We start from the raw sequence: 14290 nt of genomic DNA, 5'->3' as shown, positions 1-14290 counted from the left end.
ACATTACGCCCGATCCCCGGAACTGAAACGGGGTTCGACGGCACGATTTGGATCATTTTCCGATGAAGACGCAACGACCGCCCCCACGGCCGGAGCTGCGAGTACCCGCCCCGCGGCCACCAGGACCAGCAACGACACCGCCCCCGCCACCCCCGGCACGGCGAACCCCCACAGCGCCCCGCCCCACTCCACGACCGGCCCCGCGAGCCCCGTCCCCACCGACGCACCCACCGTGAACGTCGTCACCAGCCACGAGAACGCCTCGGTCACCGTGCCCCGCGGCGCATGCCGGTCCACGATCACGAACGCGCACGCGATGGCGGGCGCCAGGAACACCCCCGCGAGCGCCGACAGCGCCGTCATCGCCACCGGACCCGGCAACAGCATCAGCGGCACGTAACACACCGCCAGCAGAGCGACCAGCACCCGCAGTCGCCGCTCCGGCGCGCCGGCCCACCGCCGCGCCCCGTACACCACACCACCCAGCAGCGCCCCCAGCCCCAGACCCGCCATCAGCCAGCCGTACACCACGTCACCGCCGTGGTCGTCCGCGTACGACACCGCGGCGACCGTGATGGAACCCAGCGCCACGCCCACGAAGAGGAACGCGCCCAGCAGCACCAGCAGCCCGCGCGAGCGCAACGCGCCCAGCCAGTGCGCCTCGCGCGGCGCCGACCGCCACGCCCGCGACGGCGGCGAGACCACCACCGACAGCGCCCCCAGCACGCCGAGGACGTTCAGCACCAGCAAGGCCACCTGCGCCGACCACAGCGACGCGCACAGCGTCACCAGCAACGGGCCGACCGTGAACATCACCTCCTGCGCCACCGCGTCCATCGCGTACGCCGTGTGCACCTGGTCCTCCTTGCGCAGGACACTCGGCCACAGCGCCCGCAGACCGCCCTCCAGCGGCGGCGTGAACAGCCCCGCGGCCGCCACCGCCGCATAGGACAGGCCCAGCAGCCCCGTGCCCGTGAAGGCGAAGAAGGCCATCGCCGCGGCCGACAGCAGCGCCGCGGGCAGTTGCACCCGCGGCTGCCCCCGCAGGTCCACCAGCCGTCCCAGCAGGGGCTGCCCCACGGCGTTGGCGACCCCGTACACCGCCGCCAGCCCGCCCGCGAGGCTGTAGCTGCCGCCCTCCGCGCGGATGAACAGCACGATCGCGATCGCCGCCGTCGCGTTGGGCAACCGGCCGACCAGCGTGCCCGCCAGCAACCGGGCGGCGTGCCGCGCCCTGAGGATCTCCAGGTATCCCGTGGCCATGAACCGCCCTCCCGGGGCTCGTCAGGTTTTACGTATAACGTCGTTCGTCATACGTACCATGTGCCCAGTTCACACGTCCAGAGCACACCACCCCGGAACAGAGAGCAGGCCCACGGTGGCACCAGGCAGCACCCGCCCCACCAGCCGGGACGTCGCCCAGGCCGCCGGCGTCTCCCAGGCCGCCGTCTCGCTCGTCCTCGGCGACAAGTGGCGCGGCCGTGTCTCCGAGCCCACCGCCCGGCGCGTCCGCCAGGCCGCCCTCGACCTCGGCTACCGCCCCAACCTCGCCGCCCGCAACCTACGACTCGGCCACACCCGCACCGTCCTCCTCGTGGTCCCCGCCCTCACCACCGAGTTCTTCGCGGGCGTCTACACCGGCGCCGCCCGCGTCGCCGCCGCACATGGCTTCGGCGTCGTCCTCTACCCCTCACCCGAGGGCATCGGCCCCGCCAAGGACCCCTTCCACTCCGCCCGGGCCGCCCTCGACGGCGTCATCGCCTCCTCCATGGCCGCCGACGCCCTCACCGCCATCCGCGGCGACCAGCTCCCCCTCGTGATGCTCGACAGCGACCCCCACGGCAGCCTCGGCGCCGCCACCGTCAACCTCGACATCGCCGACGGTGTCCGCCAGGTCGCCCACCACCTCCTCGGCCTCGGCCACCGGCACTTCCTCCACCTCGCCGCCGACATCCCGTCCTGGACCTTCGACGTACGCGCCCGGGAACTCTCCACCCGCCTCGGCGCCGTCACCGGCACCACCCTGCGCACCACCCGCGCGCCCCTGTCCATCGACGACGCCCTCACCGCCACCGAGGCCGCCCTCACCGCCCCCACCGGCCCCCACCCGACCGCCATCGTCTGCGACGACGACAAACTCGCCGCGGGCGCCTACAAGGCCCTGCGCCGTCTCGGGCTCCGCGTCCCCGACGACATCTCCGTCACCGGCCTCGACGACCTCGCCCTCGCCACCGCCATCGACCCGGAACTCACCACCGTCCGCCTCGACGCCGAACTCTTCGGCGAACGCGGTATGCAGGCCCTCCTCGCCGTCCTCGACGGCCGCGAACCCGACGGCGGTGACATCCCCGTCCAACTCGTCGTACGCGGCTCCACGGCCCCTCCAGGCGCCCCCTGACACACCTGTGCCCCGGCCGTGAGATCCACGACCGGGGCACACGTACGAAAACCGGGCCCTACTCCTCCTCGGAGGACTCCCCTTCACCGGCGCCGGACGACTCGGCCGACTCAGCCGACTCGGCCGACTCCGCCAGCAACCGCGACAGCTGCCGCCCGGTGATCCGCTTGAACTTGCGCTTCTGCGGCCGCGTACGGTCCAGGACCGCCACCTCGAGACGCTCCGCCGGAATCTCCCGCTGCGTACCGTTGGTGTCCCGCGACAGCGCCTGCACCGCCAGCTTCAACGCCTCCGCCAGCGTCATGCCGTCCCGGTGCCGCTGGTCCAGATAGCCGCTGATCTGCTCGGCGTTGCCGCCCACCGCGACCGAGCCGTGCTCGTCCACGATCGAGCCGTCGTGCGGCAGCCGGTAGATCTGGTCGCCGTCCGGCGTCTCCCCCACCTCGGCGACGACCAGCTCCACCTCGTACGGCTTCTCCGCCGCCGACGAGAAGATCGTGCCCAGCGTCTGGGCGTAGACATTGGCCAGACCCCGCGCCGTGACGTCGTCACGGTCGTAGGTGTAACCCCGCAGATCCGCGTACCGCACACCGCCGATCCGCAGGTTCTCGTACTCGTTGTACTTGCCGGCGGCCGCGAAGCCGATCCGGTCGTAGATCTCACTGAACTTGTGCAACGCACGGGACGGGTTCTCGCCGACGAACACGATGCCGTCGACGTACTGGAGCACGACCAGACTGCGGCCCCGGGCGATGCCCTTGCGGGCGTACTCCGCACGGTCCGCCATCGCCTGCTGAGGTGAGACATAGAACGGCGTCGACACCGGTTATCCGTCCCTTTCTGTGGAAGTCACTGGATCACCCTCACAACAACCGGCCCGCCGCCTACAGCAGCGCCGCCCGCGGGCCGTCCGGCTGCTCCAGACGCCGCTCCAGCACCGAGCGCGCGATCTCGGACGACTCGTCCTCGGTGAGCCTGCGGAAGCCGTCATCGGTGATCACGGTGACGATCGGGTAGATCCGGCGGGCGACATCGGGACCACCGGTCGCCGAGTCGTCGTCAGCCGCGTCGTACAGGGCCTGCACCACGAGCGTCGTGGCCTGGTCCTCGGTCAGGTCGTCACGGAAGAGCTTCTTCATCGCACCACGCGCGAAGATCGAGCCCGAGCCGGTGGCGGCGAAGTTGTGTTCCTCCGAACGACCACCCGTGACGTCGTAGGAGAAGATCCGGCCCTTCTCCCGGTCCACGTCGTACCCCGCGAACAGCGGCACGACCGCCAGGCCCTGCATCGCCATGCCCAGGTTGGACCGGATCATAGTCGACAGCCGGTTCGCCTTGCCCTCCAGCGACAGCTGGGCGCCCTCGACCTTCTCGAAGTGCTCCAGCTCCAGCTGGAAGAGCTTGACCATCTCCACGGCGAGACCGGCGGTGCCCGCGATACCGACGGCGCTGTACTCGTCGGCCGGGAAGACCTTCTCGATGTCGCGCTGCGCGATCACGTTCCCCATGGTGGCCCGCCGGTCACCGGCGAGCACCACCCCGCCCGGAAACGTCACGGCGACGATCGTCGTCCCGTGCGGCGCCTCGATGACCCCCTGTGTGGGCGGCAGTTGCCGCTTGCCCGGCAGCAGCTCAGGCTGGTGCTCGGACAGGAAGTCCATGAAGGAGGACGACCCAGGCGTCAGGAAGGCAGCTGGTAGACGCCCGGTGCTACGAGTGTTGGCTTCCACGCGATTCCTTCCAAGTAAGCGGCGGCCCGGCGGACGGCGTCGGGATCGTCACCCAACTTGCCGATGGCCGAATTGCAGTTGAAGCACAGTACGCCACGGACCCTACCCGTCTTGTGGCAGTGATCCACATGCACGGCCGGGGCCTTCAGACAGATCACGCAGAGACCCATCTGAGAGGCGACCATTTCGTCACGCTCCGCCTCGGTGAGGCCGTAGTGGCGCTTCAGGTGACCTGCGCGCCCTTCGATGGCTCGGCATGCCTTGCAGCGCGTGGACAGCCCATCCGAGGCGGTTGCGTTGCGATGCCACTCACTCCATGGCTTCACCTCTCCGCACTTCAGACAGAGCTTGTGCCCCTCGGGCACCTCTACCTTGGGCCGAACGTTCCGTCCCCGCTTCTGCTGGCGCGCCCGGTGATACTCCGATGCGCAGGCCCTGCAATGCCGCTGCAAGCCATCCAGATTGGACCGCCTACGAGCGAACGCTGCGTACGGCTTCCACTCCCCGCACCGCACACAGCACTTCGCGTTCTCTTCCTTCTCCAAGAGAATCCCCCGATTCACCTTCACATCGAAGGCTACTGGCCGCCTTTCTGAACGAATGACCGAACGAAGTCCTCTGCGTTCTCCTCCAGGACATCGTCGATCTCGTCCAGGACGGAGTCCACGTCATCGCTCAGCTTCTCGTGGCGCTCCTTGAGGTCCTCCGACCCCTGCGCCTCGGTCGACTGCTCCTCAACCTCTTCCGTGGAGCGCGTCGCCTTCTGCTGTCCGCCGCCGGTGTCCTTGGTCGCCATAACCCTCACCCCGCTCGGTTCGCCCGACATGGTCGGCAGGAAGGCTTTCCTGCCGTTCGGTCTTGATCAGACCCTACAAGGCCGGTCTGACAACGGCCCCGCCGTTGCTACAACGTACGAGGGCCACCTCGATGATTCCCGGCCGAGGCGGTTTCCACCCCGGCCGGGCGTCTGCTCCGTGTACCCGCTCAGTTGCCGGACAGCACCCTGACCAGGTCCTCCGCCGTCCGGCAGCGGTCCAGCAGCTCCTTGACGTGATTACGCGTTCCGCGAAGCGGTTCGAGGGTTGGGACCCGCTGGAGGGAGTCCCGCCCCGGGAGGTCGAAGATCACGGAGTCCCAGGACGCCGCCGCCACGTCGTCGGCGTACTGCTCCAGGCAGCGCCCGCGGAAGTAGGCGCGGGTGTCCTCCGGAGGCTTGACCTTGGCCCGCTCGACCTCGGCCTCGTCCAGGAGGCGCTTCATGCGGCCGCGGGCCGCCAGGCGGTTGTAGAGGCCCTTCTCGGGCCGTACGTCGGCGTACTGGAGGTCGACGAGGTGGAGCCGGGGGGCGTCCCAGTCGAGGTCGTCGCGGCGGCGGTAGCCCTCCATGAGTTCCCTCTTCGCCACCCAGTCCAGCTCGCCCGCGAGGCTCATCGGGTCGCGTTCGAGCCGGTTGAGGGTGTCCTCCCAGCGGGCCAGGACGTCCTTGGTCTGGTCGTCGGCGTCGGCCCCGAACCGTTCCTCGACGTACTTGCGGGAGAGTTCGTAGTACTCCATCTGGAGTTGTACGGCGGTCAGGGTGCGGCCGCTGCGCAGCGTGACCAGGCGCTTCAGCGACGGGTCGTGGGAGACCTGGTGGAGGGTGCGTACGGGCTGGTCGACGGCGAGGTCGACGGCGATGAAGCCGTCCTCGATCATGGACAGGACGAGGGCCGTCGTGCCCAGTTTCAGATAGGTGGAGATCTCCGAGAGGTTCGCGTCGCCGATGATCACGTGCAGACGGCGGTACTTCTCGGCGTCGGCGTGCGGCTCGTCACGGGTGTTGATGATGGGGCGCTTGAGGGTGGTCTCCAGGCCGACCTCGACCTCGAAGTAGTCGGCGCGCTGGCTGAGCTGGAAGCCGTGTTCATGGCCGTCCTGGCCGATGCCGACGCGTCCGGCGCCGGTGAAGACCTGGCGCGAGACGAAGAAGGGCGTGAGGTGGCGCACGATGTCCGAGAAGGGGGTCTCCCGCTTCATCAGGTAGTTCTCGTGCGTGCCGTAGGAGGCGCCCTTGTTGTCGGTGTTGTTCTTGTAGAGGTGGATGGGCTGGGCGCCGGGGAGCGCGGCGGCTCGTTCGGCGGCCTCGGCCATGACGCGTTCGCCGGCCTTGTCCCAGAGGACGGCGTCGCGCGGGTTGGTGACCTCGGGTGCGCTGTATTCGGGGTGTGCGTGGTCGACGTAGAGGCGGGCCCCGTTGGTGAGGATGACGTTGGCCAGGCCGATGTCCTCGTCGGTGAGCTGGCTGGCGTCGGCGGCCTCGCGGGCGAGGTCGAAGCCTCGCGCGTCGCGCAGGGGGTTCTCCTCCTCGAAGTCCCAGCGGGCCCGGCGGGCCCGGTGCATCGCCGCCGCGTAGGCGTTGACGATCTGGGATGAGGTGAGCATGGCATTGGCGTTGGGGTGGCCGGGGACGGAGATCCCGTACTCCGTCTCGATGCCCATTACTCGCCGTACGGTCATGCGGCCCTCCTTGCCCGGCGGCGCCCTCGGTCGCGGGCGTCACTCCAGTACCGCTGGCGCTCGGTTGCGTGTGCGGTGCCCGTCCCCGCACTGCGCGACTCGGCGGTACGGAAGAGCCTAGAACGCCTCTGCGCCGGTGGGGAGATCATTTGCGTCATTGCCTTGCTCCAGCCTGCCCGGAAAAGCAGTCGGCTGCGGGTACCCGGATAGGGGACCCGCAGCCGCCCTGGCTTTTACAGGTACTGTCCGGTGTTCGCCACCGTGTCGATGGAGCGTCCGGTGTCCGCGCCCTGCTTTCCGGTGATCAGGGTGCGGATGTAGACGATGCGCTCGCCCTTCTTTCCGGAGATGCGGGCCCAGTCGTCCGGGTTGGTGGTGTTGGGCAGGTCCTCGTTCTCCTTGAACTCGTCCACACATGCCTGGAGGAGGTGGGAGACGCGCAGACCCTTCTGATTCTTTTCGAGGAAGTCCTTGATCGCCATTTTCTTGGCGCGGCCGACGATGTTCTCGATCATGGCGCCGGAGTTGAAGTCCTTGAAGTAGAGGACTTCCTTGTCACCATTGGCGTAGGTCACCTCGAGGAAGCGGTTCTCCTCCGATTCGGCGTACATGTGTTCCACTGCCGTCTGGATCATGCTCTGGACGGTCATGGCCTTATCGCCGCCGTGCTCGCCGAGGTCGTCCCCGTGGAGGGGGAGGCGTTCGGTCAGGTACTTGCCGAAGATGTCCTTGGCGGCCTCGGCGTCGGGGCGCTCGATCTTGATCTTCACATCGAGCCGGCCGGGGCGCAGGATGGCCGGGTCGATCATGTCCTCGCGGTTGGAGGCGCCGATGACGACCACGTTCTGGAGGCCTTCGACACCGTCGATCTCGGCGAGGAGCTGCGGGACGATGGTGTTCTCGACGTCGGAGCTGACACCGGAGCCGCGGGTGCGGAAGAGGGACTCCATCTCGTCGAAGAAGACGATGACGGGGGTGCCCTCGCTGGCCTTCTCCCGGGCCCGCTGGAAAACGAGGCGGATCTGCCGCTCGGTCTCGCCGACGTACTTGTTGAGCAGCTCGGGGCCCTTGATGTTCAGGAAGAAGCTCTTGCCGGCGGCCTGGCCGGTGACCTCGGCGACCTTCTTGGCCAGCGAGTTGGCGACGGCCTTGGCGATGAGCGTCTTGCCGCATCCGGGGGGCCCGTAGAGCAGCACGCCCTTGGGCGGGCGCAGTTCGTGCTCGCGGAACAGGTCGGGGTAGAGGTAGGGAAGCTCCACGGCGTCCCTGATGGCCTCGATCTGGTTGCCGAGGCCGCCGATCTGCTCGTAGCCGATGTCGGGGACCTCTTCGAGGACGAGTTCCTCGACCTCGCTCTTGGGGACGACCTCGTAGACGTAGCCGGAACGGGGTTCGAGCAGCAGGGCGTCGCCGGGGCGGATGGTGACGTCCAGCAGCGGCTCGGCGAGCCGTACCACCCGTTCCTCGTCGGTGTGCCCGAGCACCAGGGCCCGCTCGCCGTCCTCGAGGATCTCCTTGAGGGTGACGATGTCCCCGACGCGCTCGAACTCCATGGCCTCGACCACGTTGAGCGCTTCGTTGAGCATGACCTCCTGGCCGCGCCGCAGCGCTTCGAGGTCGACGCTCGGGCTGACGTTCACCCGGAGTTTGCGGCCTCCGGTGAAGATGTCGGCCGTGCCGTCCTCGTTCGCCGTGAGGAAGACGCCGAAGCCGGCGGGCGGCTGGGCGAGCCGGTCGACCTCTTCCTTGAGGGCCACGATCTGGTCGCGGGCCTCACGGAGCGTGTTGGCGAGTCGCTCGTTCTGGGCGGACACGCCGGCCAGATTCGTCTGAAGCTCGACGATCCGCTCTTCGAGAATCCTCGTGTGCCGCGGAGAGTCGGCGAGCTTGCGTCGCAGGACGGCGATCTCCTGCTCAAGGTAGGCGATCTGCCCGGCAGGGTCTTCGGACCCTCGTCCCGGGCGGATGCCGCGGTTCATGTCGTCGTCGTGGGCTGCCACGGTCCTCACCTCCTCCAAGGGGAGCTGGACGCTTCCAGACCCTACCTGGGTGGGTGTCGATTGAAACCCCTAGATCACAAAGACTGTCGGGGTGTGTCCGATCTTCACCCTTGCGCTCTCCCTCACGCCAGGGGAATACCCACCGAACGTGATTGGAAAGCTGCCGGAGGTAGGGTCGAAGCGTTCAACACCCGTCAGAGCTGGCCGGATTCCCGCCAGGTCGGCGCAGAAACGGTAGGAGCGAATGACTGTGCAGCAGGAGGCCGAGGTCGGTGGCGCGGCTCTGGAGGTCTGGATCGACCAGGATCTCTGTACCGGTGACGGCATCTGCGTCCAGTACGCGCCCGAGGTCTTCGAGCTGGACATCGACGGTCTGGCCTATGTGAAGGGCACGGACGAGGAGTTGTTGCAGGACAAGGGCGCCACCGCCCCGGTGCCGCTGCCGTTGCTCACGGATGTGGTGGACTCGGCGCGGGAGTGTCCGGGCGAGTGCATTCACGTACGTCGCGTTTCGGACAGCGTCGAGGTCTACGGCCCGGACGCAGAGTGACCGGATCTCTACGGTCCGTAACTCCTGTCTGATTTCTCACATCGTAGGGTTGCGTGCGTCACACGCTGCGGGCTCCGGCGGGTGTCGAGCGGACGAACGCGCCGTCGCGCCACTGCCACTTAGCGTCCTCGGTCACGTCGGGACAGCAGGTGGGTACGTCGGCGGTGGAGTAGCCGTGCAGGGTCGCGAGGACGGCTCCGTCACGCACGGTGAAGTCACTGACGGTGACACGGTCCTTGGGGTCGACGAGGGTGGCGACGAGGCGGGGTTCGGCGCTGTCGGCGGCGCGGGTGAGGACGTATATGCCGTCGGGCGGGGTGCTCATGCCCGCGTCGCAGTGGACCACGGCGACGGTCTCGGGCCGGCCGTCGCCGTCGAGGTCTCCGGAGGCCTTGTTCTCGACGACGGTCTTCACGGGTCCGCAGTCGAGGGGGAAGTCGACGCCGTCGGTGGCGGGCGGCGGGGCGGCTGCGGGGGCGGGCTTGGTCCCGGTGCCGGGGGGCTGGGCGGCCGTGGCCGGGCCGGGCTGGAGCACGGAGGACAGGGCTACGACACCGGCGACCGCCGTGGCGGTGGCGACCCAGTGGATGGGGCGGGTGTGCGTGTGTGCCAGTTCCGGAACGGCGGGGTGCTGCACGAGGAGTGTCTCCTGTGAGGGCTGTGCCGGTGGGGGTGGCCTGCATCGTGCCACACGTCACAGTTCAGGGGAACGGCGGGGTGGGCACCCGCAGTGGTTTGGCCGCTGCCGGGCGGTGCCGGATCATGGCCGGTCAACACGACGGCGCCGTGCCCGAGTTCCGTTCGATGCCGGGGAACTCGGGCACGGCGCCGTGACGTTGTACGCGGCAGGGGGCCGCCTCAGCGTCCCATGCCTCCGTCGGCGTTGGGGCCGGTGTAGTCCTCGCCGTAGGCGCCCTTGGCGGGGCGGCGGCGGCGCATGGGCGGTTCGACCCCGTCGGCGAGGCGACGGGCGGTGAGCAGGAAGCCGGTGTGGCCGATCATGCGGTGGTCGGGGCGGACGGCGAGGCCCTCGATGTGCCAGTTGCGGATCATCGTCTCCCAGGCCGTCGGCTCGTTGAAGCCGCCGATCTCGCGGATGGACTCCACGGTCCGGGCGAGCTGGGTGGTGGTGGCGACGTAACAGCACAGGATGCCGCCGGGGACGAGCGCCTTGGAGACGGCCTCCAGGCATTCCCAGGGGGCGAGCATGTCGAGGATGACACGGTCGACGTCGGTGTCGGAGAGGTTGTCCTGGAGGTCCCCGACGGTGAGCTGCCAGGCGGGGTGGGGGCCGCCGAAGTAGCGCTCGACGTTGGCCTGGGCGATCTCGGCGAAGTCCGCGCGGCGCTCGTAGCTGTGCAGCATGCCCTGGTCGCCGATGGCGCGCAGCAGGAAGCTGCTGAGCGAGCCGGAGCCGACCCCGGCCTCCACGACGCGGGCGCCGGGGAAGATGTCGGCGAAGGCGAGGATCTGCCCCGCGTCCTTGGGGTAGACGACGGCCGCCCCGCGGGGCATGGACAGGACGTAGTCGGGGAGCAGGGGGCGCAGCGCGAGGTAGGCGACGTTCCCGGTGGTGCGGACAACGCTGCCCTCGGGTGCGCCGATCAGCTCGTCGTGCGGGAAGGAACCCTTGTGGGTGTGGAAGTTCTTCCCGGCCTCGAGCGTGAACGTGTAGTGGCGGCCCTTGGGGTCGGTCAGCTGTACCTGGTCCCCGACCTTGAAGGGCCCGCGACGGCGGGCGGCACCGGTCGGTTCGGACATGTGACCAGCCTACCGGGCGTGACGGGGGCCGCCGACCACACGGGTGTCAGGAGGGGCGGGCCATGGCCTTGACGAAGGCGCGTTCGACGTCGGCGGCGGACAGGACGCCGTAGATCTCGCCGGTGTCCTCGACGACGAGGTACTCGGTGGCGGGGGTGGCACGCAGCACCTCCAGGAGTTCCTCGCCGGCCAGCTCGGCGGAGACGCGCATGCCGTCGGTGAGGTCCTGGGCGAGGCCGCTGACGGCGACCCAGGGGCGGCGGTGCTCGGGCACGCCGACGATGGCGGCCTCGCGGACCAGGGAGACGGGGTTGCCGTCGCCGTCGACGACGACGAGGGCGCGGGCCCCGGCGGCGTTGGCCTGGCGGAGGGCCTCGGAGAGCGGGGTGTCGGTCTGGACGGGGACGGCGCGGCGGGTGAGGGCGCGGGCGCGCAGTTCGGGGAGGTGCTCGCGCAGCCGTGCGACGCGGAGGCTGTTTCCGGCGCCGGTCCAGATGATCGCGGCGAGGATCGCGGCGAGGAGGGCGTCCATGACGGTGTCCATGCCGACGTTGTCGACGGCGTCGCTGCCGAGGGCGCCGGACTGGGTGAGCAGGGGGAGGCCGATGAGGACGGCGACGGCGAGGGCGCGGCCGAACCAGGCGGCGGCGATGGTGCCGCTCATGGGTTTGCCGGTGATCTTCCAGACGACGGCGCGGAGCATCCGGCCGCCGTCGAGGGGGAGGCCGGGCAGGAGGTTGAAGGCGGCGACGATGAGGTTGGAGATCATCAGTCCGGCGAGGAGGACGCCGGGGACGGTGCCGGGTTCGACGGTCTGCATGGCGGCGTAGAAGACACCGGCGAGGACGAGGGAGAGCAGGGGGCCGACGAAGGCGAGGACGAATTCGCGGCCGGGGGTCTCGGCTTCCTTCTCGATCTCGGAGACGCCGCCGAAGAACTGGAGCTGGATGCGCCGGACGGGGAGTTTGAAGCGGAGGGCGGCGACGGTGTGGGCGAGTTCGTGGACGAGGACGGAGGCGTAGAAGGCGACGGCGAAGAAGAGGGAGACGAGGTAGCGGGCGCCGCCCAGTTCGGGCAGGACGCGGTCGAGCTGTCCGCCGAAGACCCAGGTGATCAGTGCGGCGACCAGGAACCAGCTGGGTGCCACGTAGACGGGAACGCCGAAGGGGCGTCCCATCAGCAGTCCGCCCCTGGGTTCGGGGCCGCGTGCGGGGCCCTTGCCCCCGGTCCCGGCGGTGCCCGGGGTTCCAGCGGTCCCTTCGGCGTGCGCGTGGGAGCGGTGGGGGTGCTGCTGGGGTGTTTCGGGGGCGGGGGGGGCGGGCGGCTTCGGCTCGTGTGCCTCGTCGGTGTCGCCGGCGGGGGGCTGCTCCGCCGGGGGCCGGGGGGTGTCGTGGGGCTCGGGGCCGGGGTGTGCCTGGTCAGGGGCCGGGGCCGGGGTCGCTTGTTCGGCGTGTTCCTCGGCCGACTGGTCCCTGCCGGACCGCGGCTGCCCGCTCCCGCCGCTCACGTCCACGCTGTCCCCTCGTTCGAAGCGTCCTCCGCGCCTGCCGGGCGGAAGGGTCTCGGGTCGATGGTATGCGTCCGCCGGGAGGTGTTCCGCCCCGGCACCCCCTCAGTTTCCCCACCTGTCGCACCGGGGCGATGGGGGTCGGGTCACTGTCAGTGGCGGGCCGTAAGGTCTGTGGTCATGGAGACGATGAGCGAGGGCGGTACGGAGGCCCACGGCGGTGGTACGGCGACCGGTGTCGGCGCGAGAGCGGCGGCCGCCCCCGTGTCGCTGTCGCCCTCGCGGGCGGGTGACTTCATGCAGTGCCCGCTGCTGTACCGGTTCCGGGTGATCGACAGACTGCCGGAGAAGCCGAGTGAGGCGGCGACCCGGGGCACGCTGGTGCACGCGGTGCTGGAGCGGCTCTTCGACGCGCCCGCCGGTGAGCGGACGGCGCCGCGGGCGAAGTCGCTGGTTCCGGCGCAGTGGGAGCGGTTGCGTCAGTCGCGGCCGGAGGTCGTGGAGCTGTTCGCGGACGATCCGGACGGTGAGCGGCTGGCGCGCTGGCTGGCGGAGGCGGAGCGTCTGGTGGAGCGGTGGTTCACCCTGGAGGACCCGACCCGGCTGGAGCCGGCGGAGCGTGAGCTGTTCGTGGAGGCGGAGCTGGATTCGGGCCTGCGGCTGCGCGGGATCATCGACCGGGTCGATGTGGCGCCCACGGGTGAGGTGCGGATCGTCGACTACAAGACGGGCAAGGCGCCCCGCCCGGAGTACGCGGACGGTGCGCTGTTCCAGATGAAGTTCTACGCGCTGGTGGTGTGGCGGCTGAAGAAGGTCGTGCCGCGGCGGCTCCAGCTGGTCTATCTGGGCAGTGGCGAGGTGCTGACGTACGACCCGGTGCTCGCGGACCTGGAGCGGGTGGAGCGCAAGCTGCTGGCCCTGTGGGAGGCGATCCGGCTGGCCACGGAGACGGGTGAGTGGCGGCCGCGTCCGACGAAGCTGTGCGGCTGGTGCGATCACCAGGCGCACTGCCCGGAATTCGGTGGCACTCCCCCGCCGTACCCGCTGCCGGTCAGGGCGGCGGAGTCGGGTGGCGGCGCGCAGGGCAGAATGGGGCCGGACTAGCGAAGGAGACTTACGTGGCCATCCGTGTCCTACTGGTCGACGACCAGCCGCTGCTGCGTACGGGCTTCCGGATGATTCTGGAGGCGGAGCAGGACATCGCGGTCGTCGGGGAGGCCGGGGACGGCCTTCAGGCGCTCGATCAGGTGCGGGCGCTTCAGCCCGATGTGGTGCTGATGGACATCCGTATGCCACGGATGGACGGCGTGGAGGCGACCCGGCAGATCACCGGGCCGGGTCGGGACGGCCCGGCGAAGGTGCTGGTGCTGACGACGTTCGATCTGGACGAGTACGTGGTGGAGGCGCTGAAGGCGGGCGCCAGCGGCTTTCTGCTGAAGGACGCCCCGGCCAACGAACTGGTGCAGGCGATCCGGGTGGTGGCCGCGGGTGAGGCGATGCTGGCGCCGAGCATCACCCGGCGCCTGCTGGACAAGTACGCCACGCATCTGCCGTCGGGGGACGAGCCGGTGCCGGACACCCTGGGCACGCTGACGGAGCGTGAGGTGGAGGTGCTGAAGCTGGTGGCGCGCGGGTTGTCGAACGCGGAGATCGCCGCTGATCTGTTCGTCAGTGAGACGACGGTGAAGACGCATGTCGGCCATGTGCTGACGAAGCTGGGCCTGCGGGACCGGGTGCAGGCCGCGGTGTACGCGTACGAGAGCGGGCTGGTGCGTCCCGGCGCACAGCAGTAGGCGGCTCGGACAGCTAAGAGGGCGCCCCCCTCGGGCCTGTGGGGGGCGCCCTCGC

Annotated in this window: 14 protein-coding genes; 4 read left to right on the top strand and 10 right to left on the bottom strand. The window is 69.7% G+C overall.

The window, feature by feature from the left end:
* Positions 1–3 precede the first annotated feature (3 nt).
* A complete protein-coding gene (locus tag KBY47_RS18505) occupies positions 4–1263 on the bottom strand; it encodes an MFS transporter (RefSeq protein WP_210922266.1) in 1260 nt (419 codons plus the stop codon).
* Between the two features lie 115 nt (positions 1264–1378).
* Between KBY47_RS18505 and KBY47_RS18500 the strand changes: the two genes are divergently transcribed.
* A complete protein-coding gene (locus KBY47_RS18500) occupies positions 1379–2398 on the top strand; it encodes a LacI family DNA-binding transcriptional regulator (RefSeq protein ID WP_210922265.1) in 1020 nt (339 codons plus the stop codon).
* 58 nt (positions 2399–2456) lie between these two features.
* On the opposite strand, the gene prcA is transcribed toward KBY47_RS18500, so the two are convergent.
* The 6 genes from prcA to arc form a co-directional block, all read right to left on the bottom strand.
* On the bottom strand, positions 2457–3221 hold the full coding sequence (prcA, locus tag KBY47_RS18495; RefSeq protein ID WP_210922264.1) for a proteasome subunit alpha: 765 nt from the start codon (positions 3219–3221) through the stop codon (positions 2457–2459).
* Positions 3222–3282: 61 nt separating this feature from the next.
* Positions 3283–4128, bottom strand: a complete 846-nt coding sequence (gene prcB, locus KBY47_RS18490; RefSeq protein ID WP_210922263.1) for a proteasome subunit beta — start codon at positions 4126–4128, stop codon at positions 3283–3285.
* Positions 4080–4673, bottom strand: a complete 594-nt coding sequence (locus tag KBY47_RS18485; RefSeq protein ID WP_210922262.1) for an endonuclease VII domain-containing protein — start codon at positions 4671–4673, stop codon at positions 4080–4082. Before KBY47_RS18485 ends, prcB begins: the two co-directional genes overlap by 49 nt.
* 32 nt (positions 4674–4705) lie before the next feature.
* Positions 4706–4924, bottom strand: a complete 219-nt coding sequence (locus tag KBY47_RS18480; protein WP_210922261.1) for a ubiquitin-like protein Pup — start codon at positions 4922–4924, stop codon at positions 4706–4708.
* 188 nt (positions 4925–5112) lie between these two features.
* Complete coding sequence (dop, locus tag KBY47_RS18475) at positions 5113–6624, bottom strand: depupylase/deamidase Dop (protein WP_374103090.1); 1512 nt, start codon at positions 6622–6624, stop codon at positions 5113–5115.
* A gap of 233 nt (positions 6625–6857) precedes the next feature.
* Positions 6858–8624 (bottom strand): proteasome ATPase, encoded by a 1767-nt coding sequence (arc, locus tag KBY47_RS18470; protein WP_210922260.1) that lies wholly within the window; start codon positions 8622–8624, stop codon positions 6858–6860.
* Positions 8625–8868: 244 nt separating this feature from the next.
* On the opposite strand from arc, the gene KBY47_RS18465 reads away from it, so the two are divergent.
* Positions 8869–9174 carry a ferredoxin gene (locus KBY47_RS18465; RefSeq protein WP_210922259.1) on the top strand — a complete coding sequence of 102 codons (306 nt, stop codon included), beginning with the start codon at positions 8869–8871 and terminating at the stop codon, positions 9172–9174.
* Between the two features lie 58 nt (positions 9175–9232).
* On the opposite strand, the gene KBY47_RS18460 is transcribed toward KBY47_RS18465, so the two are convergent.
* The 3 genes from KBY47_RS18460 to KBY47_RS18450 form a co-directional block, all read right to left on the bottom strand.
* Positions 9233–9811, bottom strand: a complete 579-nt coding sequence (locus KBY47_RS18460; protein WP_210922258.1) for a hypothetical protein — start codon at positions 9809–9811, stop codon at positions 9233–9235.
* Between the two features lie 221 nt (positions 9812–10032).
* Positions 10033–10935 carry a tRNA (adenine-N1)-methyltransferase gene (locus tag KBY47_RS18455; protein ID WP_210922257.1) on the bottom strand — a complete coding sequence of 301 codons (903 nt, stop codon included), beginning with the start codon at positions 10933–10935 and terminating at the stop codon, positions 10033–10035.
* Between the two features lie 46 nt (positions 10936–10981).
* Entirely contained in the window at positions 10982–12448 is a 1467-nt protein-coding gene (locus KBY47_RS18450; RefSeq protein ID WP_210922256.1) for a site-2 protease family protein, read from the bottom strand.
* 174 nt (positions 12449–12622) lie between these two features.
* On the opposite strand from KBY47_RS18450, the gene KBY47_RS18445 reads away from it, so the two are divergent.
* Both KBY47_RS18445 and KBY47_RS18440 read left to right on the top strand, forming a co-directional pair.
* On the top strand, positions 12623–13546 hold the full coding sequence (locus KBY47_RS18445) for a RecB family exonuclease (RefSeq protein ID WP_374103089.1): 924 nt from the start codon (positions 12623–12625) through the stop codon (positions 13544–13546).
* A 14-nt stretch (positions 13547–13560) separates the two neighbouring features.
* Positions 13561–14235 (top strand): response regulator transcription factor, encoded by a 675-nt coding sequence (locus tag KBY47_RS18440; protein ID WP_210922255.1) that lies wholly within the window; start codon positions 13561–13563, stop codon positions 14233–14235.
* The last annotated feature ends 55 nt before the right edge of the window (positions 14236–14290 follow it).

It is taken from the genome of Streptomyces sp. B93 (genome assembly GCF_018070565.1).
GTDB lineage: Bacteria > Actinomycetota > Actinomycetes > Streptomycetales > Streptomycetaceae > Streptomyces.
The sequence above is the reverse complement of the archived record's forward strand: the minus strand, read 5'-3'. Positions and strand labels throughout refer to the sequence as shown.